At 62.9% G+C, this 20,343-nt stretch carries 20 protein-coding genes; 10 read left to right on the forward strand and 10 right to left on the reverse strand.

The window, feature by feature from the left end; translation table 11 throughout:
- Positions 1–25: 25 nt before the first annotated feature.
- Entirely contained in the window at positions 26–1,543 is a 1,518-nt protein-coding gene (locus ACGLWX_RS02645; RefSeq protein WP_396237082.1) for an amidase, read from the reverse strand.
- Between the two features lie 137 nt (positions 1,544–1,680).
- Between ACGLWX_RS02645 and ACGLWX_RS02650 the strand changes: the two genes are divergently transcribed.
- The 4 genes from ACGLWX_RS02650 to ACGLWX_RS02665 all read left to right on the forward strand — a co-directional run bounded on the left by ACGLWX_RS02650 (position 1,681) and on the right by ACGLWX_RS02665 (position 5,390).
- Positions 1,681–2,682 carry a LacI family DNA-binding transcriptional regulator gene (locus ACGLWX_RS02650; protein WP_396237084.1) on the forward strand — a complete coding sequence of 334 codons (1,002 nt, stop codon included), beginning with the start codon at positions 1,681–1,683 and terminating at the stop codon, positions 2,680–2,682.
- 18 nt (positions 2,683–2,700) lie between these two features.
- Positions 2,701–3,672, forward strand: a complete 972-nt coding sequence (locus ACGLWX_RS02655; RefSeq protein ID WP_396237085.1) for a sugar kinase — start codon at positions 2,701–2,703, stop codon at positions 3,670–3,672.
- Positions 3,673–3,744: 72 nt separating this feature from the next.
- Positions 3,745–4,719: a 2-hydroxyacid dehydrogenase gene (locus ACGLWX_RS02660; RefSeq protein ID WP_396237086.1), complete on the forward strand. Its 975-nt coding sequence runs from the start codon at positions 3,745–3,747 to the stop codon at positions 4,717–4,719.
- Complete coding sequence (locus tag ACGLWX_RS02665) at positions 4,716–5,390, forward strand: HAD family hydrolase (RefSeq protein WP_396237088.1); 675 nt, start codon at positions 4,716–4,718, stop codon at positions 5,388–5,390. Before ACGLWX_RS02660 ends, ACGLWX_RS02665 begins: the two co-directional genes overlap by 4 nt.
- A gap of 99 nt (positions 5,391–5,489) precedes the next feature.
- Here the strand turns inward: ACGLWX_RS02665 and uxuA are convergent, their stop codons facing one another.
- The 8 genes from uxuA to ACGLWX_RS02705 form a co-directional block, all read right to left on the reverse strand.
- Positions 5,490–6,668: a mannonate dehydratase gene (uxuA, locus tag ACGLWX_RS02670; protein ID WP_396237090.1), complete on the reverse strand. Its 1,179-nt coding sequence runs from the start codon at positions 6,666–6,668 to the stop codon at positions 5,490–5,492.
- 11 nt (positions 6,669–6,679) lie between these two features.
- Positions 6,680–8,158: a mannitol dehydrogenase family protein gene (locus ACGLWX_RS02675; protein WP_396237092.1), complete on the reverse strand. Its 1,479-nt coding sequence runs from the start codon at positions 8,156–8,158 to the stop codon at positions 6,680–6,682.
- A 2-nt stretch (positions 8,159–8,160) separates the two neighbouring features.
- Positions 8,161–9,444 (reverse strand): TRAP transporter large permease, encoded by a 1,284-nt coding sequence (locus tag ACGLWX_RS02680; RefSeq protein ID WP_252107420.1) that lies wholly within the window; start codon positions 9,442–9,444, stop codon positions 8,161–8,163.
- A 2-nt stretch (positions 9,445–9,446) separates the two neighbouring features.
- Entirely contained in the window at positions 9,447–10,025 is a 579-nt protein-coding gene (locus ACGLWX_RS02685; RefSeq protein WP_252107419.1) for a TRAP transporter small permease, read from the reverse strand.
- A 160-nt stretch (positions 10,026–10,185) separates the two neighbouring features.
- Positions 10,186–11,154, reverse strand: a complete 969-nt coding sequence (locus tag ACGLWX_RS02690) for a TRAP transporter substrate-binding protein (RefSeq protein ID WP_396237094.1) — start codon at positions 11,152–11,154, stop codon at positions 10,186–10,188.
- Positions 11,155–11,237: 83 nt separating this feature from the next.
- Positions 11,238–12,260 carry a Zn-dependent oxidoreductase gene (locus ACGLWX_RS02695; RefSeq protein WP_396237096.1) on the reverse strand — a complete coding sequence of 341 codons (1,023 nt, stop codon included), beginning with the start codon at positions 12,258–12,260 and terminating at the stop codon, positions 11,238–11,240.
- A gap of 14 nt (positions 12,261–12,274) precedes the next feature.
- Entirely contained in the window at positions 12,275–13,486 is a 1,212-nt protein-coding gene (manD, locus tag ACGLWX_RS02700; RefSeq protein ID WP_396237098.1) for a D-mannonate dehydratase ManD, read from the reverse strand.
- Positions 13,483–14,229, reverse strand: coding sequence for a GntR family transcriptional regulator (locus ACGLWX_RS02705; protein ID WP_396237100.1), 747 nt, complete (start codon positions 14,227–14,229; stop codon positions 13,483–13,485). Before ACGLWX_RS02705 ends, manD begins: the two co-directional genes overlap by 4 nt.
- A gap of 111 nt (positions 14,230–14,340) precedes the next feature.
- Here ACGLWX_RS02705 and ACGLWX_RS02710 point away from each other — a divergent pair, with 111 nt between their 5' ends.
- On the forward strand, positions 14,341–15,519 hold the full coding sequence (locus ACGLWX_RS02710; RefSeq protein ID WP_396237102.1) for an alpha-hydroxy acid oxidase: 1,179 nt from the start codon (positions 14,341–14,343) through the stop codon (positions 15,517–15,519).
- A gap of 472 nt (positions 15,520–15,991) precedes the next feature.
- Complete coding sequence (locus tag ACGLWX_RS02715) at positions 15,992–16,546, forward strand: CAP domain-containing protein (RefSeq protein ID WP_252107413.1); 555 nt, start codon at positions 15,992–15,994, stop codon at positions 16,544–16,546.
- 21 nt (positions 16,547–16,567) lie between these two features.
- On the opposite strand, the gene ACGLWX_RS02720 is transcribed toward ACGLWX_RS02715, so the two are convergent.
- Positions 16,568–17,053 carry a CreA family protein gene (locus ACGLWX_RS02720; protein ID WP_396237104.1) on the reverse strand — a complete coding sequence of 162 codons (486 nt, stop codon included), beginning with the start codon at positions 17,051–17,053 and terminating at the stop codon, positions 16,568–16,570.
- 133 nt (positions 17,054–17,186) lie between these two features.
- Between ACGLWX_RS02720 and ACGLWX_RS02725 the strand changes: the two genes are divergently transcribed.
- The 4 genes from ACGLWX_RS02725 (at position 17,187) to ACGLWX_RS02740 (ending at position 20,343) form a co-directional block, all read left to right on the forward strand.
- Positions 17,187–17,711, forward strand: a complete 525-nt coding sequence (locus ACGLWX_RS02725) for a hypothetical protein (RefSeq protein ID WP_396237106.1) — start codon at positions 17,187–17,189, stop codon at positions 17,709–17,711.
- A 318-nt stretch (positions 17,712–18,029) separates the two neighbouring features.
- Positions 18,030–18,938 (forward strand): 3-keto-5-aminohexanoate cleavage protein, encoded by a 909-nt coding sequence (locus ACGLWX_RS02730; RefSeq protein WP_252107410.1) that lies wholly within the window; start codon positions 18,030–18,032, stop codon positions 18,936–18,938.
- Positions 18,935–19,891 (forward strand): L-carnitine dehydrogenase, encoded by a 957-nt coding sequence (locus tag ACGLWX_RS02735; protein ID WP_252107409.1) that lies wholly within the window; start codon positions 18,935–18,937, stop codon positions 19,889–19,891. The genes ACGLWX_RS02730 and ACGLWX_RS02735 overlap by 4 nt, the downstream gene beginning before the upstream one ends.
- Positions 19,891–20,343: a thioesterase family protein gene (locus ACGLWX_RS02740; RefSeq protein WP_396237108.1), complete on the forward strand. Its 453-nt coding sequence runs from the start codon at positions 19,891–19,893 to the stop codon at positions 20,341–20,343. Before ACGLWX_RS02735 ends, ACGLWX_RS02740 begins: the two co-directional genes overlap by 1 nt.

A 20,343-nucleotide genomic window follows, 5' to 3' on the forward strand; every position in this document is an offset into this window, starting at 1 on the left:
ACGAGCCGATTCAAAGCGGTGTAGTTTACGCTTGTTGCGCTGAAAACGCCTGGCATGGCAGGTGGCGCTGCCAGTTTTCGCACTCCTCGAGGTCATGAGCGAGCTGCAAAAGCGCCCTGTCATCACCAAAGCGGCCAACGATTTGCACGCCGATGGGCAGGCCCCCGGCATCGCGATGAAGCGGCAGCGACATGGCGGGCTGGCCGGTCAAATTCGCCAGTTGAGTAAACGGCGTGCGCGCGAGCGCTTGGGCTGCCAGGTGCTTCAACGCACCGGCTCGTAGCGCCAGTCGGGAAAGCCCAGGTACCGCCAACAGCGTCAAAAGCCGCTCTCTGGTAGCGGAAGGATAAAGCTCGCCAATACGCGGTGCGCTTGACGCTGTCACCGGCATCACCAGCGCATCAAAACGCTGGTGAAATGCGCTCATTTGCTCTGCCGCCACGAACCACTCGCGCCGTCCACGCTCGTACTCTCTGGCCGAGAGTTTGGTGCCAAGGCGGCCGATGGCCCGGGTGGCCGGCTCGATATCGAGCCGGCCAAGCGCTACTCCGGTTTCCCGGCTTACCCACTCCAGATCCGCGGCGACTTGGCCGAGATAAAGCGTCAGGTAGCTGCTGGCCAAACGGGCGCCGTCGACCGGCGGGTCGCACCAGCTCACCTCGTGGCCCATATCGGCCAGCGTTTTCGCGGCGTGTTCGACGGCCTTTCGCGTTTCTGGATCGAGCCGTGTGCCGAGGCTTTGGCTTAATGGGTCGCCAAAGGAGACCGCGATGCGCCGCCGCGGGCTGGGTGATGGCAGCGCTGCCAGGTAGCCGGTTTCTCGAGCCACCGGGTAAGGGCCGCAGGGGCCTGAGCCGTTGATGTGCTCCAACAGCGCGGCGCTGTCGCGCACGCTTTTGGTGATGGCGTGCTCGACCACCGCGCCCTGCCACACCTCGGCCTGAGCGGGTGGAAGCGGCGTGCGCCCGCGGGTCGGCTTGAAGCCAAACAGACCGCAGTAGCTTGCCGGAATGCGGATCGAGCCACCGCCGTCGGCGGCCAGCGCCAGAGGCACCAGACCGCCGGCCACCGCCGCGGCGGCGCCGCCACTTGAGCCACCCGGCGAATAGCCGGCGCGCCAGGGGTTGTGCGGGTGGGGAAACGCTTTCGGCTCGGTAATGGCCATTAAGCCAAACTCCGGCGTGGCGGTTTGCCCCAACACCACGAGCCCCGCCTGCCGCGCCCGTGTGATGAGCGGCGAATCCTCAAGGGGGCGCCACCCGGCAAGCGAAGCGCTTCCCGCCGCCAGCGGCTCACCGGCGATCGCCATCAACAGATCCTTGCCAAGAGTGGGCACGCCCGCAAAACAAGTGTTTTGATCCACGGCGCGGCTTTCGCGACGCGCCTGCTCGAAGCGGGTACGCACCACCGCGCGCAGCGCCGGGTTGCGCTGCTCGATCGCCTCGATGGCCACCTCGCAAAGCTCTTTACGGCTGACCTCACCGCGACGAACGAGCTCGGAAAGCCCCGTGGCGTCGAACCCCTGGTACTCCTCTACCCTCACCGAACGCCTCCCGGACCGGCCCGTTCACTTAAAAAGGCTACTCTACCACCATTGGCGATATTGCCCAGGGCGGGCGAACGCGATAACGTTAGCGCCATTAATGGGAACGTTCCCACACCCCTTTAACGGCCTTACGAATGACGATTCCCCGCGCTACGCTCATTGAAGTCGCCCGAGCGGCGAATACCTCGAAAACCAGCGTTTCGCGCTTTTTCGGGCCGGAGCGCGACAAGTTATCCCCAACGCTCAAAGCGCGTATCGACACCGCCGCGAGGGCGCTTGGCTATCAGCCCAACCTGATGGCACGCGGGTTGAAAGGCGGCGGCACCCGGCTTTTGGGCATGCTGGTGGCCGACATTCGAAATCCGTTTTCCGTCGCCGCCGTGCACGGCGTCGAGCAGGCCGCACGCACTCGGGGCTACTCGCTCATCGTCTGCAATACCGGAAATGACCCGGCCCAGGAGCAGCGCCACTTGGCGCTTTTGAGCGCCTACCAGGTGGAAGGTTTGGTGGTCAACGCCGTGGGCGCCCCTAACCAGGTGCTCGACTCGCTCACTCAAACCGACGTGCCGGTAGTGCTGCTGGACCGAGAAATTCCCAGCGTCAGCAGCGCCGTGGTCGGGCTGGACAACGCGCTTGCCATCGATACCGCCCTGGATCATTTGGTCGCGCGGGGCTACCGCCAGGTACTCTACGTCACCAACGACCCGGCCACCGCTAGCGCCCGCCGGGAGCGCCTGGAGCGTTTCATCGACCAAAGTGCCAAGCGACAACTGACTGCGCACGTCCAGTCGAGTCTCGATCCTGCACGCCTTTATCCGGCGTTGAAGGCGCTCAAGACGCCGCCAGCGCCCACCGCGGTGCTCTGCGCCAACGGCACCGCGACGCTTAGCGCGGTGCAGGGCTTTCAGGCGCTGGGGATCACCCTGGGTGCCGTGGGCCTGATGGGGATCGACGAGCTCGACTGGTGCGCCCTGGTCGGCCCGGGGATCACAACCCTCGCACAGCCATTTGACGCCATCGGCGAGGCGGCGATCGCGCGCCTGCTCGCCCCGTTTGGCACACGCATTACCGATCGCCACGCGCCGCATCTACTCGCGCGAGGCAGTACGATCCATCCCGATTTCCCTCTTTTCTGATCCTTTGGAGACTCCCCCATGTCGACCCAACCCTCTGCGCTTTCCGTTCTCACCTTTGGCGAGGCCATGGGCATGCTCGTGGCCGACTCAACCGGGCCGCTGGCTACCATCGAGCACTTTCACCGCCGGCTGGCCGGCGCCGACAACAACGTCGCCATCGGCCTTTCGCGGCTCGGCTTTCAGGTCAGCTGGCTAAGCCGGATCGGCCGCGACAGCTTCGGCGAGTTCGTGCGCCAGACGCTGACCGCCGAGGGCATCGATGATCGCTATATCGTCACCGACCCGGAGCACCCCACCGGGCTGATGTTCAAGGAGCGCGCCGAGCACGGCGCCGACCCGCGGGTGGAGTATTTCCGCCGGGGGAGCGCGGCGAGCCATCTAAGCACTGTCGACGCCGACGCGGTGGATTTCGCGAGTCTCGACCATCTACACGTGACCGGCATTACCCCGGCGCTCTCGGATAGCGCCCTCGCGCTCACCCGACGGCTGATGGAGCGCGCCCGCGCCAACGGCGCCACCATCTCGTTCGACCCGAACCTTCGCCCGACGCTTTGGCAAAGCGAGGCGCAGATGCGTGATACGCTCAACGAGTTGGCGGGCCTGGCCGACTGGGTACTGCCGGGACTGGCCGAAGGCGAGCGCCTGACCGGCGAAAAGACGCCGGAGGCCATCACGGATTTCTACCTCGAGCGCGGCGCCAGCGCGGTCGTCATCAAGCTCGGGCCGCAGGGCAGCTACTATCGTGGCCGCCTGGGCGGGACGCTGGAAAGCCTGGACGTGCCCGGTCAGCCGGTAGCCCACGTGGTCGACACGGTCGGCGCAGGAGACGGCTTCGCCGTGGGTTTGATCAGCGCGCTGCTCGAGGGGTTATCGCCGGCACGGGCGCTGGCGCGCGGCAACCTGGTCGGCGCCCAAGCGGTGCAGGTCGTCGGCGACATGGAGGGGCTGCCCTCTCGCGAACGACTGCAAGCGCTCGAGGGTGACGTTTAAAAAATCGTTTACGAAAACGGTTTATAAAATCAATAGTCAGATAACGCGTACAGCCAAGCGACAGGAGAAAGCATGAAAAAACGCATCATTGTTCAGGGACGACTCAACGACGATCAGCTGGCAGAACTTAGTGAGCATTTCGAGCTGCTCGAGCCGCTTGGCTCTTTCGATCTGTCGGATGCCGGGGTACGCGAGACCCTTTCACAGGTTCATGGCATCGTCGGTGCGAGCCTGCCGGTCACCCCTGAGTTTCTCGGCGCGGCGCCCAATCTCGAGGTCATCGCCACGGTGTCGGTGGGCTACGACACCGTTCCCGTCGACGAGCTGACCCGTCGCGGCATCCTCTTGTGCAACACGCCGGACGTGCTGACCGAAACCACTGCGGATACCGGCTTCGCGCTGATCATGGCGACCGCGCGGCGCATGGTGGAGCTGGCGACCTGGGTCAAGGCCGGCGCCTGGGAAGCCGGCGTGGGCACCGAGCTTTACGGCAGCGACGTGCACGGCAAAACGCTCGGCCTGGTGGGCTTTGGGCGTATTGGCCAGGCCGTGGCTCGGCGTGGGGCGCTCGGCTTCAACATGAAGGTGCTCTACTCCAATGCTTCGCCCAAGCCCGAAGTCGAACGTGAGCTCGGCGCCGAGCGCCGCGAGCTCGATCAGCTTCTGAGCGAAGCCGACTTCGTCTGTCTCACCGTGCCGCTGACCGAAGAGACCGAGAAGCTGATTGGCGCTAATGAGCTCGAGAAGATGAAGTCGTCGGCCATTCTGGTCAACATCGCTCGCGGCAAGGTGGTCGATGAAGGCGCACTGATCGATGCGCTGGAGCGCGGAGTCATTAAAGGCGCCGGGCTCGATGTGTTCGAGAACGAGCCGCTTGGCGATACCTCGCCGCTGCCCGGCATGGCCAACGTCGTCGCCCTGCCCCACATCGGCTCTGCTACCCATGAGACGCGTACCGCCATGGCTCAGCGCGCCGTGGACAACATGCGCCTGGCGCTGATCGGCGAGCGCCCGCTGAGCCCGGTCAACGACGAGGTGCTGAAATGAGTGAAGCGGGCCTATGCCTGCTGTTCGACTCCGACGGCACGCTGGTGGATAGCGAGATTCTACTGGCCGAGGTCATGGGCGAGCTGCTGCCCGAGTTCGGCTTGCCCTTCTCGGCAAACCAGTACATGGAGGAGTTTCGCGGCGTGCGCTTTCAAACCATCGTCAACGAGCTGGAGGCGCGCTTCACGCCGTTGACGCCGGATCGGTTCGAGGCGCTCGAGGCGGACATGCGTTCGCGCATGGAAGCACGCATGCGCGCCGAGCTTGCGCCCGTGGCCGGCATGCCGGCCGCTCTCGATCTGCTGGCAAGCTACCCCAAGGCGGTGGTCTCCAACGGGCCGGAGCGCAAGATCCGCTGCGCGCTGGAGAGTACCGGCCTCGAACACCATTTCGCGGGCCGGCTTTTCAGCGCCTACACCCTCAACGTCTGGAAGCCGGACCCGGAGCTTTACCGCCAGGCAGCCACGGCCATGGGGTTCGCCCCACAGCACTGCATCGTGATCGACGACGCGGCGGTGGGCGTCGAGGCGGGGCTGGCCGCCGGCATGCGGGTGATTCATCTCAACCACTTTCCTGATGAGGAGCGCACCCCAAAAGGCGCGGTCGAGATTCGCCATGCAAGCGAACTTGCCGACGCCGTTCACCGGCTGCGCGAGGACATCGCGGTTTAGCACGCCCTGTTTCAAGAGCGCGCCGACAAAAAAGCCCCGCCGTAGCGAGCTCCGGCGGGGCTTTTTCGATGGCGTTCAAGGGCCTAACGCAGTAAAGGCCTATCTCGCCGTGAGGGCTTTCACCGCCACCTCGACGCCTCGAAGCTCGGCCAGGCCCCTCAGCCGCCCGTAGAGCGGGTAGCCCGGCGCTGTTTGGCGCTGCTGATCGTCGAGCATGTGGTGGCCGTGGTCTGGTCGGATCGGAAGGCGCGCCCCGCCTTCAACGTCGCGGCGGCGCTCCTCCTCGACCAGTGCCTGGACGACGCCGACCATGTCGACGTCGCCAGCCAGATGCGGCGCTTCATGAAACGAGCGCGGATCAGTCTCGCGCCTTGTCGAGCGCAGGTGAGCAAAATGAATATGTGGCGCGAAGTGGCGCGCCATGGCGACCAGATCGTTGTCCTCGCGCACCCCGTAAGAGCCGGTGCAGAAGGTGAGGCCGTTGGCCGGGCTCGGCGCGGAGTCGATCACCCGCTGGGCATCGTTCTGGGTCGACACCACCCGCGGCAGGCCCAGAAGCGGTCGGGGCGGGTCGTCCGGGTGGATCGCCATGCGAATGCCGACCTCTTCGGCGACCGGAATCACCGCGCGCAGGAAATAGGCCAGGTGCTCGCGAAGCGCCTGGGCGTCGATCGCCGCGTAGCCTTCAAGCGCCTGACGAAACTGCGCCAGAGTGTAGTGCTCCTCGGCGCCAGGCAGCCCGGCGATCAGCGTGTCGACGAGCTTCGCGCGCCCGGCCTCATCCAGGGTCTCGAGGTAGCGCTCGGCATCCCGCTGGTCGGCCTCGGAGTACTCCTCGAGCGCGCCGGGGCGCTCGAGCAGGTACAGATCGAACGCGGCGAAGGCGGTCTGATCGAAACGCAGCGCCCGGGCGCCATCGTTCAGGCGGTAGGTCAGATCGGTGCGCGTCCAGTCGAGAATCGGCATGAAGTTGTAGCAAACGATGTCGATCCCGCAGGCGGCCAGATTTCTGAGCGTCTGGCAGTAGGTGTCGATCAGCGCGGCACGCTCGGGTAGCCCCTTCTTGACCGCCTCGGGCACCGGCACGCTTTCGACCACCGACCAACTGAGCCCCGCCGCCTCGATCATCGCCTTGCGCTCGCGAATCGCCTCCACCGACCAGACCTGGTCGTTGGGCACGTCGTGAAGCGCGGTGACGATGCCGGTCGCGCCGGTCTGGCGAATCTCATCGAGTTGAATCGGGTCCTTGGGCCCGAACCAGCGCCAGGTATGTTCCATGAAATCTCCTTTTAGCGAGCGCCCTGAGCGGCAAGCTCGGCAATGGCCGGCTCGACGCCGCGCTCAGTCAGCGTGAGATAAGCATCAAGCACCTGCTGCTTGAAGTACTCGCTGCGCGCCAGGGCCTGGGGCATGACCGCCTCAAAACCGAAGAAGGCGTCGACCAGCGCGCAAGCGTCGTCGCCGTGACGCTGATGAAGCGCTTCGAGCTGTTCGGCCATCGGGTCATCGACGCGAAACGCGCGACCGGCCAGCGTACTGCCTTGGGTGTAGCGAATCCAGCCAGCCAGGCCCAGCGCGACGCAGGCGGTGTCGCGCCCGCAAGCCAAATTGGCCTCGGCGACCTGCAGCCAGCGCTGGGGCAGCTTCTGGCTGCCGTCCATGGCGATCTGCTGGAGCTTGTGGCGCAGGCTGTCGTTGGCAAAGCGCGCCAATAACGAATCTGCATAGGCGTCCAGGTCGATCTCTTTGGGCATGTCCAGCGTCGGCGCGGCTTCCTGGCGCATGTAGGCGCTCAGAAGCGCTTGGTAGACCGGGTTTGAGACGGCGTCGAACACGGTGTCGATATCGGCCAGCGACCCCAGATAGGCGAGCAGCGAGTGGCTGCCGTTGAGCATACGAAGCTTCATGGTCTCGAACGGCGCCACGTCGGCGACCATGGTCACGCCCTCCTCTTCCCAGGCCGGGCGGCCCTCGGGGAAGCGGTCCTCGACCACCCACTGGGAAAAGGCCTCGCACACCACGGCGTTGGCATCATCGACCCCAAGTGTCTTGAGCGCGGCGAAATCCTGTTCGGTCATGGCCGGCACGATGCGATCGACCATGCTACAAGGAAACGCGACGCGCTCGAGAATCCAGTCGGCCAGCGCTGCGTCGTGAACGCGAGCAAGCTGCGCCACCGCCTGACGGGTGCGCTCGCCGTTATCCGGCATGTTGTCGCAGCAGAGCACGGTGAACGGCGCCTGCCCTGCGTCCCGGCGCCGTTTGAGTGCCTCGACCAGAATGCCCGGCGCGGTACGCGGCGCTTGCGGCGCGGCGATATCCGCCTGGATCATCGGGTCATCGCGCAAAAGCTCGCCGCTGGCCGGGTTCAAAAAGTAGCCTTTCTCGGTGACGGTGAGCGTGACGATACGCGTTTTTACATTCGAAAGGCGTGCCAGCAGCGCCTCCAGGTCGCGCCCCCACTGCCCGTCCGGGCTCTGGCCGGTGAACAGCGTCTCCTCGATGGCGCCTACTTCGCGAACCGTCACGTTGTCGCTATCGCGGTACTCGGCCACGTGGTAGCGAAAGCCCGCCTCGGCCAGAGAATCGACCAGCGAGGCGCCTCGGCGCAGATTCGCCGAACTCACGCCCCACTGACCGTCGCCGGTACGGCCCCGGTAGCGTTCGAGATACACCGCCTGGTGAGCGCGGTGAAACGCGCCCAGGCCCAAGTGGACGATGCCGATGCGGCCTTTTTGAGTGGCGGCGTCGATGCGTTGCGTCGTCACGGTTAGTTACTCCCCATCAACAAATTCGGCAGCCACAGCGAAATGGCCGGTACGTAGGTGACCAGCAGCAGCACCGCCAAGTTGCAGAGCAGAAACGGGACGATGGCGCGGGCGACCGAGAGCATCGGCAGCTTGCCGATCCCGGCGACCACGAACAGACACACCCCGACCGGCGGCGTGGTCAGGCCGATCATCAGGTTGAGCACCGCGATCACGGCGAAGTGCACCGGGTCGACGCCGACGCCGGTCGCCACGCCCACCAGCGCGGGAAACAGAATGATCAGCGCGGCGATGGTTTCCATGAACGCGCCGACGAACAGCAGAATCAGGTTGAGGATCAGAAGCACGATCAGCGGGTTTTCGCTGATCGACAGGATCAGCGTGGCGATCATCTGCGGAATCTGCTCGCTGGTCAGAATCCAGCCGAACAGGTTGGCAAGGCCAACCATCAGCAGAAGCGACGACGAGGTCAGCACGGTGTCGACCAGAATGCCCGGCAGCTTGCGCCAGGTCAGTCCCTTGTAAACATACATGCCCACCGCCAGCGCGTAGACGCAGGCGACGATCGACGCTTCGGTCGGCGTAAAGAAGCCGCCGATGATGCCGTAGAGGATGATCACGGTCATCAGCAGCGCCCAAAACGCGGTTTTGGCCTCGCGCAGCAGCTGCAAAAACGGCACGCGCTGCTCTTTCGGATAGCCGCGGCGAACGGCGAGGATGTACACCGTGACCATCATCGCCACACCCATCAAAAGCCCGGGCACGGCGCCGGCCAGGAACATGCGGCCCACCGAGATACCGCTAAGCGACCCTGCGATGATCATCGGCACGCTGGGCGGAATGATAGGCCCGACCGTGGAAGACGCCGCAGTGACGGCGGCGGCGAAAGGCTTGTCGTAGCCCGAGCGCGCCATGCCGGGAATCATCACCGAGCCGATGCTCGCCGAATCCGCCACTGCGGTACCGGAGATACCGCCAAAGATCATCGACCCGCCGACGTTGGCAAGGCCGAGCCCGCCGCGAATATGGCCCAGCAGCGCGTTGGAAAAGCGCACGATGTGCTCGGTGATGTTGCCTACGTTCATGAGATTGCCGGCCAGCACGAAGCCGGGAATGCACAGCAGCACGAAGGTATCGATACCCGCGAACATGCGCTGGGGCACGATAGTCAGCGAAATGCCCTCCATCAGCAGGTAGGACATCGATGAGATGCCGAGTGCGAAGGCAATGGGCATGCCCACCACCAGAAGCACCAGAAACACACTAAATAAAATGATGACTTCCATGCTCAGGACTCCTGTTCACGCACGGCGGGGCGACACATCGCCAACACCCCCTCGAGGGCACCCAGGGCGCTGTAAACCAGCAGCAGCGCGTAGGTGACGACCGTCGAGAAGAAGATATACAGCATGGGCAGCTTGAGCGTCGGCGAGGTTTGCCAGGTGCCGTTCTGGGCGTACTGCCAGGCGTAGGGCAGCACCATGAACGCGAACGCGCCGATCCCCAAACAGATCAGCGCCTGAAACAGTGCGCGCAGGCGCGGGCTCAGCATGTGGTGGAACAGCTCGACGCTGATGTTGCGATTCTGGCGCAATACGACGCCAGCGGACAGCGACACCATGTAAATGAAGAGATAGCGCGAAAGCTCTTCGGTCCAGGAGATGGAGATCGGCAGAAACAGCCGCGAACAGATTTGCAGCAGGACGGTGCCGGCAATGGCAACCAGCGCCAGCACGGCGAGGGTCAAAAAGCAGGTATCGACCCAGCCGATCAGCCGACCCACCGGCCCCTGAAGTTTGGGTACCGTCGACATCGAATCCAGACTCTGTAGCGCTTCGTGCTCGAGCGCGTGTTGATCCGAGCTCATAAACGTATCCTCGAGGGGCTAGCCGCTCTAGAAGTTGAAACTCTTGCAATTTGGTTGTTGCAATTAGCTATCTTGCGATTCAGACGATTGCAGTTCTTGAGATGGCATATACAAAAGTGGGCTGGCCTTGCGACCAGCCCACCTTGGTTGCCTACCGGCGTTACAGGTCCTGAATGGCCTCGAAGAGCTCACGCTGCTCCGGCGTCAGGGCCTCGAGCACCGCCGGGCGGGCCTGCTCGGCAAAGGCGTCGACGTCGGCCTCGATGAACTCCATACCACGCTCGGAAAGCGCCTGCTCCAGACGCTCCTGGTCCTCGACGAACAGGTCGGCCTCGAAACTCTGCATGGTCTGCGCAGCGTCGCGTACGACGGTTTGCAGCTCATCCGGCATGCTTTCGAGCTGATTGCGGCCGATCACCACGTAGATCCAGCTACGCACGTGGCCGGTCATGTTCACGTAGTCCTGAACTTCGTTGAAGCTTGCGCTTTCGATCAGGCTCAGCGGGTTCTCCTGGCCTTCCAGCGTGTTTTGCTGAAGCGCGGTGAACACTTCGCTGAACGCCATCGGGGTCGGGCGGGCGCCGAGCGCCTGCCAGACATCGACGAACAGCGGCACGTTAGGCACGCGCAGACGCAGGCCATCCAAGTCTTCCGGCGTGCGAATCGGGCGGTTGGAGGTCAGCTCACGCGGGCCGCGCTCGAACCAAGCCAGCGGCACCAGGTTGGTGCGCTCGATGATCTGCTCTTCGATCTCGCTGCCGATTTCGCCATCGACTGCCGCGTGCAAATGCTCGGAGTCGCGGAAGGCGTAGGGCACCGCCATCATGGCCGCCTTCGGCGCCCAGTTCTGCAGGCTTTCGCCGGTGATGGTCATATCCGCAGTGCCGAGCTGGATGCTGTTGATCACATCCATTTCATTACCCAGCTGCTCGCTCGGGTAAAGGCGAACCTCGATCTGACCGTCGGAGTTGGCTTCCACCTCCTCCTTGAACTTCTCGGCGGCCTTGTGCCAGATGTTCTGCTCGTTGGCCAGATGGCCAAAGCGCAGCGTGTAGTCCGCCGCCAGCGCCGACTGCGCGCTGACAAGCATCGTTGTGATAACCGCACTGGTGAGTAATTTCTTGATCATTTTCGTCACTCCTGCACTTTTGCGTTGTTGGTTGTTAATCGCGCGTGGGTTTGTTGAGTTAGCGTGATGAGTAGTTATATGCCTTAAGCGCCGATCTGGATCAGCACCTTGCGGGCTTCTTCCGGGCGATGGTCGAGCATCTCGATGGCGTCGGGCATTTCATCGAGCGGCAGCCGGTGGCTGACCAGCGCCAGCGGGTCCAGCTTACCGCTTGCCATGAGCTCGAGCACCTCCGGAAACTTGCGGTTGTTAAGCCGCGAGCCGACCAGCGTCAGCTCCTTTTTGATCACTTCGAGCTGCACCAGATCGCTTGGCTGGACGCTAAAGCCCAAAAGCCCGATGCGGCCAGCGGGCGACGCCAGGCGCAGCATTTGCGGCAAAAGCGCCGGCACGCAGGCGGCGTCGGCGATCAGCGGTACGCCTTCGCCTTTGGTAAGCGCCGTAATTTCCTGCTCGACGTCCTGGGTGCGGCTGTTGAAAACGTGGGTGGCGCCAAGGCTCTTGGCTGCCTCCAGGCGCTCGTCGATCACATCAGTAACGATGATCTCTTCGAGCCCCAGGGCTTTGGCCATCTGCAGGATGGTCATACCGATCACGCCGGCGCCCAGAATCAGCAGGCGATCGCCCGGGTGCGGCTGCATACGATCCAGCACGTTGGCGGCGATGGTGTAGGGCTCGACCAGCGCGGCAGCGTCCAGGCCAATGTGCTCGGGAAGCTTATGCACGTTAGCGGCCGGCACGGCGACGAACTCTTCGAAGCCGCCGTGACGGTGCACGCCGATCACTTCCAGCGCACTGCACACGTTGGGGCGGCCAATGCGACACGGATAACATTCGCCGCAGCTGATGACCGGATCGACGCAGACGCGCTCGCCGGCGCTCACGCCGTCGACGCCTTCGCCAACGGCTTCGATCACGCCGGCGAACTCGTGGCCGGTGATACGCGGAAAGCGCACGAAGGCGTTATCGCCGTGAATGATGTGCATGTCCGAGCCGCAGATCCCGGCGAACGCCACGCGCACCAGCACTTCACCCGCGCTGGGGGTCGGCGCGTCGATATCGGCGACGCGGTAGTCGTGGGGCGCGCTTACCTGAAATGCTTTCATGGGTAAAAAACTCCTTACCAGTGCCAGAGAGTGCCGTCTTCCAACCGGTTGACCGGCAGGCTCGCACGCTTGTAGGGGTACTGCTTGGCCAGCTCCTCGTCGATATCGACGCCGTGCCCCGGGTTCTCGCCGACGAGGAAGTGGCCATCCTCGAAGCGGTAATCGTGCGGGAACACCTCGTTGGTGGCGCTGGTGTGCGGCATGTACTCCTGAATGCCGAAATTGGGCACCCAGGTATCGAAATGGATGGCCGCGCCCATGCAGACCGGCGAAAGATCCGTCGGTCCGTGGAAACCGGTGCGCACGTGGTAGAGACCGGCCAGATCCGCCAGACGGCGCACATGGGTAATGCCGCCGGCGTGTGTGAGCGTGGCGCGAATGTAGTCGATCCACTGATTTTCGATCAGCGCCTTGGCGTCGAACAGGCTGTTGAACACCTCACCGACCGCCAGCGGCGTGGTGGTGTGCTGACGAATCAGCCCGAAGCCTTCTTGGTTTTCCGCCGGCACGCAGTCCTCGAGCCAGAAGAGATTATAGGGCTCCACCGCCTTGCCAAGGCGCGCGGCCTCGATGGGCGTTAGCCGGTGATGAACGTCGTGCAGTACGTGCAGGTCGTCACCAAAGCGCTCGCGTACGGCGGCGAAGAGTTTCGGTACGTGGTTCAGGTATTTCGAGGTGCTCCATACGTGCTCGGCAGGCAGGTCCGCATCCGCCGGCTCGTAGGGCTCGCCCTCTTTTTTGGCAACGCCGTAGATGCTGGCGATGCCCGGCACGCCAGCCTGAACGCGCACCGCCTTGTAGCCCTGCTCGACGTGGCGGGCAACCTCCTCGAGGCAGGCGTCGATATCGCGGCCGGTGGCGTGACCGTAAACCATCACGCGCTCGCGGCTCTTGCCACCCAGCAGCTGGTAAAGCGGCATGCCCGCGAGCTTCGCCTTGATGTCCCAAAGCGCCATGTCCACCGCGGCGATCGCGCTCATGGTGACCGGCCCGCGCCGCCAGTAGGCGCCGCGATACAGATAGTGCCAGATATCCTCGATACGCTGCGGGTCACGACCGATCAGCGCCGGAATGACGTGCTCGTCCAGATACGCGACCACGGCCATTTCGCGCCCGTTGAGGGTAGCGTCGCCGATGCCGTAGGTCCCCTCGTCGGTAACGATCTTCAGGGTAACGAAGTTACGCCCCGGGGAGGTAACGATGGTATAGGCGTGTTCGATCTTCATGGAGCTGCCTCTTCAATGAGGGATTGCGTTTCCTGAGCATCAAACATCTCGGGAAAGCGATGAACCAGGTCGGGTAGAGAAACGAGTATTTCGCGCAGGTGGCGCCGCATGGCCTGCTCGGCAAGCGTGACGTCGCGCTCTTCGATGGCGGATACGATGTCGACGTGCTGGTCGACCAGCCGTGCGATGGGCGTGGTGTCCGGAACGCTCAGATAGCGCACGCGGTCGAGCTGTACGCGCACCTCCTCGATCACCTTCCAGGCCGCGTGCTGGCCGACGGCCAGCGACAGCGTTTTATGAAAGCGCTCGTCGAGCTGGTAAAAAAGCGTGGCATCGTGGGGCTGAATGCAGCGGCGCTGACGTGCGATCAGCTCGTTGAGCTCGTCGATCACGGAGGACGCAAGCCCCTTGGCGCTTGCCTGACGCACCACGGCGACCTCGACGGCTTCGCGAACGAAGCGTGCCTCGAGCACCGCGCGTTGGGAAATCTTGACGACGAACGTGCCGCGCTGCGGGCGAACCTCAACGAGCCCTGACTCTGACAGGCGAATGAACGCCTCGCGTACCGGCTGGCGGCTCACCGAGAAGGCATCCGCCACTTCCTTTTCGGACAGCGCTTTACCCGGCGCCAGTACCATCTGAATGATGGACTGCCTGAGCACCTGGTAAAGGCGTTGGCGTACGGACTCGGTGTCCGAAGTCTCCCGCCAAAGCGTTTGTAGCGTAAGATTGATGTCGCCCATGAATACCGCCTGAAAGAGGGTCTCGACCCAAAGCCAATGGCGCTAGTATGGTAGTATGGCGAAACAAACAAAAGCCCCCGGACCCTATACTTTGGTTTAAGGTAAGCACACATGAAACGCCCGCGTTACACCGGCAGGAACTACAAAAAAGCGCTGAATATCGAGGATTTGGAGCGGATTGCGAAGCGTCGACTACCCAATTTCGTTTTCGAGTACGTTTACGGCGGAAGCGACGATGAGCATACGCTCAGACACAACCGCTCGGTATTCGACCAGTACCTGTTTGAACCCAAAACGATGACGAACGTCGGCCCGCGAAAGCTCGATACCACCCTTTTCGGGCACACTCATACCATGCCGCTGGCGATTGGCCCGACCGGGTTCAACGGTATGCTCACCCGCGACGGCGATTTAAAACTCGCCCGGGCGGCGCGAGACGCCGGCATTCCCTTCGTGCTTAGCAGCGTTTCCACCACCCGCCTTGAAGAGATCGCTGCCATCGAAGGGCTCACGGCGTGGATGCAGATCTACTTCTACCGCGACCGCGAGTTCGTCAAATCGATGATCCGGCGCTGCGCGGATGCCGGCTTCGACGCCATCGTGGTGACCACCGACAGCGCCATCTACGGCAACCGCGAGTGGGACGTGCGCAATTTCCGCCGGCCGATGAAACCCTCGCTTCCCAACCTGCTGCATCTGCTCACCAAACCCGGCTGGATGAGCGATGTCCTTTGGCCCGACGGCCTGCCCACGTTCAAGAACCTGGACGATCTGCTGCCGCCGGACAAACGCAACGCCCAGGGCGCCTCGCAGATCATCGGCCCGCAGCTCGACCCGACGCTCAACTGGGATGATATCGCTTGGCTTCGCGAGCTCTGGCCCGGCAAGCTCATGCTCAAGGGCATTCTCTCGCCGGATGAGGCCGAAGAAGCCGCTGAGCGCGGCGTGGACGCCCTTGTGCTTTCCAATCACGGCGGCCGCCAGCTCAACCACTCACTTTCGCCCATGGATACGCTGGCCGAGGTGAAGGCACGCGTGGGTGATCGCTGCCAGCTGTTCGTCGACAGCGGCTTTCGTCGCGGCACCGATATTCTCAAGGCCCGCGCGCTCGGCGCCGACGCCGTTTGGCTTGGCCGAGCCACGCTGTATGGGCTGGCCGCTGGCGGTCAAGCGGGCGTGACACACGCCTTGGGGCTGCTCAAAAAGGAGATGGAATCGACGCTCGGGCTTCTCGGCCACACGCGCCTGGACGCGCTCGATGCCACGTGCCTGCGACAGCGTCACTTTTAATACCCATCCCGCCACCCGGTGCGCTGCTCGCAAGAGTGCTGGCGCCCTTCGTTTAGGTCTGACAATTCCCCAATAAGCGGCTTTGAAGCCGCTCTTTTTTACGCCTGAACCTGCGCGCCCGCTCAATTGCAGCCTCTGCTCTCGATGCCCACCTCACTGTTTCAAATTGCTAAAAGCCCTGTCGTTACGAGCTTTTGGGTGACTTTCAATCGCCCAAAAACTCATTAATTCGACTTACCCTCTTACCGTTGGAAACAAAGTCTTTCAACAAGGCAACTGACGCATCGAGCATCAAAAAATTAATCTTCCGCCTCTAAACGCCGATTAAACGGGTATTCAAGGGCGTTCGTTAGTTATTTTCTATCCACCCATCGACTCGGAAACGTCTAATTAAAAAGAATTAGACATTGATATAGCCATCCGGTCGTGGACGAACACCTTGCCTGTTTCCACTTACTCAAGGTGTCGATACGTGAAGATCAAAAAGCTCGGCCTCTCCCACTGGATTTTATCCGGCGCTTGCGCGCTCACCCTCCTCACTGCCGGCAGCGCCGCCAGCGCAGAAGACTTTCTACAGAACAGCCGCGCGGAGAATCGCTGCGAGCTGACCGACCAGCAGCAGGAAATGCTGCGGCTGGTCAACGAAGCGCGAAGCCAGGCACGTCAGTGCGGTACCGAGTACTACCCCCCGGCCGCCTCGCTCAGCTGGAGCTGCCAGCTGGAAGTCGCCGCCGAAGGCCACGCCAAAACCATGGCCGAGTACGAATACTTCAGCCACACCGGTCTTGACGGCTCGAAGATTCAAAACCGCGCCGAAGCGACCGGCTACCGTTGGCGCGCGCTTGGCGAGAATATCGCCGCCGGCCAGCCTACCTCTTCGAGCGTGGTGATTGCCTGGCTCGAAAGCCCCAGCCACTGTCGCAACATCATGCTCGATGCATTTACCGAAATGGGCATGGCCAAGGTCGACAACACCCAGTCGCGCTATCTCACCTACTGGGCTCAGGCCTTTGGCAGCGCGCGCTGAGGCCAGCAGGCGCGTGATGGATCACTCGGTCGGCGTGAGCGCGCCGTAATGTACGGCGCTAATGGCGTTTTTAGGCGAGCCGTCGACCAGCCTGGTACTGTAGGTCAAATACACGAAGGTTTGAGCCTCGGCGTCGTGCATGCGTACAACGCGCATGTTTTTGAACAACGCCGAACGGCGCTGGGAAAAGACGACCTCCTGCTCGTCGACCTCATCCGGGTCGAAGGTTATCTCACCAACCTGGCGACACGCCACGCTCGCTTCACTGGCTTCTTCGGCCAAGCCCACCGCGCCGGAAATTCCGCCAATCTTGGAATAAGAGAGATAGCAGGCGATGCCCTGCACATCCGGGTCGTCGAAGCGCTCCACCTCGATGGTGTTGTTCGGCCCCAGCATACGAAACTCGGTGCGCACGCTGCCTATATGCGCATCCTGAGCCAGAACTGACAGCGGCGATAGCGAGACCGCGATAGCAAGCGCGTTCAAAGTTAGGCGGATCTTGATCATGGTAGCGAGCCTTTAACGAGTGACACAGGGTGATGAGAGGTCTTTGAAGAGAATCGATCTAGCATCCCATTGTTATGCGCTCGACCGCGTATAACAATGGCGGCGTCTATTATCCCAAGGAATACACGTCGCCATGATGCGTCGACTATCAACGCTTTTAGTTGTCTGTACCATGATTGCTCTGCCCGCTCACGCGGCGTGCCAGCGCGAGCCGCAGCCAATCGAGCTATCCGCCCAGCCGCTCGGTAGAGCGCTCGAGCAGCTGGCCGTGCAAACGGGGTGTACGGTCGTGGGTGAATACAAGGGCAATCGCGCGCGCTTTTCTCGGCTGCACGCCTCGTCGGTGAGCGGCACTTACCGCCCCGAAGAAGCGCTCTGGGCGCTTTTGCAGGGCACGGGCTGGGAGGGCTATACCACCGACCAAGGGCTCGAGGTTTCAAAACGCCAGCAGCGCTGGGTGCTCGAACAATCGTCTGATCTGCGTGCGCGCATCGAGGAACACCCAGCGCTTTCACCAGACACGCGCCACGCCTACCTCGAGGAGCTCGACGCCGTCGAGCAAAGCGCGCAAGAGCTTGCTTTCGAACAGGGGTTCATCAGCGCCGCCGAGCAGGCAAGCTACCGCCGCAGCCTCTCAGGGATTCGTGGCGTTTTATAGCACCTAATGGTTAATCTCCACGCCCACGCGGCTGAAAAAGCCGCGTTTTTAATCAGCGTTTCAAACAGTATGCATGAATCAGCGCCGCCTGCCGGCGGAGGTTGGTAGCGCTTGGTCCGGGCTCAAGCATGAGCCATGAAAGATGAAAGATGAAAGATGAAAGGAGATCGAACGCCTTGAGCGTAGGTACCTTTTATCGTGCGAGGCCGCTTCATAAAAGTCCATTAACGCACACAAAGCGTCGCATTTCGTCAACTCATCATCGTTCATCGCCCCATACTGTTGGCCTATTCGACAAAGCCAGCAAAGGAGCAAACGATGAACCAGAACGTCATACTCACCTGCGCGGTCACCGGCGCCGGCGACACGCCGGGGAAAAATCCCAACGTGCCGGTCACTCCCAAACAGATAGCCGATGACTGTATCGCCGCAGCCAAGGCCGGGGCGAGCATCGCCCATATTCACGTGCGCGACCCGGATACCGGTGGCGTAAGCCACGAGCTTGCGCATTTTCGCGAGGTGATGACTCGGGTGCGCGAGGCCGACGTGGATATCGTAATGAATATCACCGCCGGCGGCGGCGGCGACTGGATTCCCGATGCCGCTGATCCCACTCGCGGCGGGCCCGGCACCGACATTCAAACGCCGGCCGAGCGCCACGCGCCGGTGGGCGAGCTGCTGCCTGAGCTTTGCACGTTGGACTGCGGCAGCCTTAACTTCGGCGATATGGTCTACGTCAACCCCGCCGACTGGTTGCGCGAACACGCCCGCCTGGTGCAAGCCGCCGGTGTGAAACCAGAACTCGAGTGCTTCGATCTGGGCCACGTTTGGTTTGCTCGCCAGCTCCAGCAAGAAGGGTTGATCGATGGCGACCCGCTCTTCCAGCTCTGCCTGGGCATCCCCTGGGGCGCTGAGGCAGATACGGAAACCATGCTGGCCATGCGTAACAAGCTGCCGGACAACGCCCAGTGGGCGGCCTTCGGGATCGGCCGCGCCCAGATGCCGATGGTGGCGCAGTCGGCGCTGCTCGGCGGGCACGCCCGGGTGGGGCTCGAGGACAACCTCTATTTGAAAAAAGGCGTCATGGCGAGCAACGCTGGGCTGGTCGAGAAAGCCACCGCCCTGCTCGACAATCTTGGCGCTCGCGTCATGAGCCCGGCCCAAACGCGCACTGCGCTTTCACTCAATGCCCCGCACGTGAGCCAAGCTAAAGGAGGCACTCAATGAGCCATCGTCTCAGCGTCATCGGCACCGGCGTGATCGGCAACGGCTGGATCGCCCGGGCGCTGGCCCAAGGGTTCGACGTCGTCGCTTTCGATCCAGCCCCCGGGGCCGCCGAGCGTACCCGGGCTTTCGTCGACAACGCTTGGTCATCGCTTGCGCAGATGGGCCTCGCCCAAGGTGCGAGCGCCGACCGAGTGCGCTTCGCCGACACCCTGGAAGAGGCGATCGAAGGGGCGGATCTGATTCAGGAAAACGTGCCCGAGCGTTTGGCGCTCAAGCGCGACGTGCTCGCCCGGCTCGACCAAGCCGCCGATGAAACGGTTCTGATCGGCTCGTCGACCTCCGGCTTCAAGCCCAGCGAGCTGCAGGCCGAATGCACCCGCGCGCCGGGGCGCGTGATCGTCGCTCACCCGTTCAACCCAGTGTATTTACTGCCATTGGTCGAGCTTGTGGGCGGCAGCGCCACCACGAGCGAGCATCTTGACACCGGCCAAGCGCTCTATCAAACGCTAGCCATGCGCCCATTGGTGGTGCGCAAGGAGATCGAGGGGCACCTGGCCGACCGCCTGATGGAGGCGCTCTGGCGCGAGGCGCTTCACCTGGTCAACGACGGCGTGGCCACCACCGAGGAGATCGATGCCGCCGTGGTATACGGCTGTGGGCTACGCTGGTCGCTGATGGGGACGTTTCTCACCTTTCACTTGGCTGGCGGGGAATCGGGCATGCGCCACATGCTCGAGCAGTTCGGCCCGGCGCTGAAGCTTCCCTGGACAAAACTCGAAGCGCCGGAGCTAACCGATGAGCTGATAGAGCGCGTAGTCGAAGGCTGCGAGCATCAGGCCGCCGGGCGCAGCGTCGAAGCGCTGGACCGCCGCCGGGACGACTTTCTGGTCGAGCTGTTGGGTCTGGTACAAAAATATTGGCCCGAGGCCGAAGGCCTCGAAGGACGCATCTGATGCAGATATTCTCATCGCGCGTGGTCCCGGAATGGGTTGACTACAACGGCCACATGAACGACGCCGAGTACGCTCGGGTCTTCTCTCTCGCCGTCGATGAACTAATGGTGCATATCGGTCTGGACGCCGCGGGCCGGTTGCGCCATGGGTACACCCTCTACACACTGGAAACGCACCTTAGCTATCGCAAGGAGGCCCACGAAGGCCAGCCGTTGAGCGTCAACGTGTTACTGCTGAACCGCGACGCCAAGCGCCTTCACGTTTATTTCGAAATGCACTCTCACGAAGGCAACCTACTGGCTGCCAGCGAACAGATGCTGATGGGGATGGACACCCTGAGCTCGCGCCCGGCGCCTTTTCCCGGGTCCGTGGAGGAAGCCTTGGGTCGACTTCCGAGGTGCGCGCCAGACGCCTGGCCTTCGCTGGCCGGGCGCAAGATCGGCCTCGGCTAA

The organism is Halomonas sp. HMF6819, assembly GCF_044335525.1.
Taxonomy (GTDB): Bacteria; Pseudomonadota; Gammaproteobacteria; order Pseudomonadales; family Halomonadaceae; genus Vreelandella.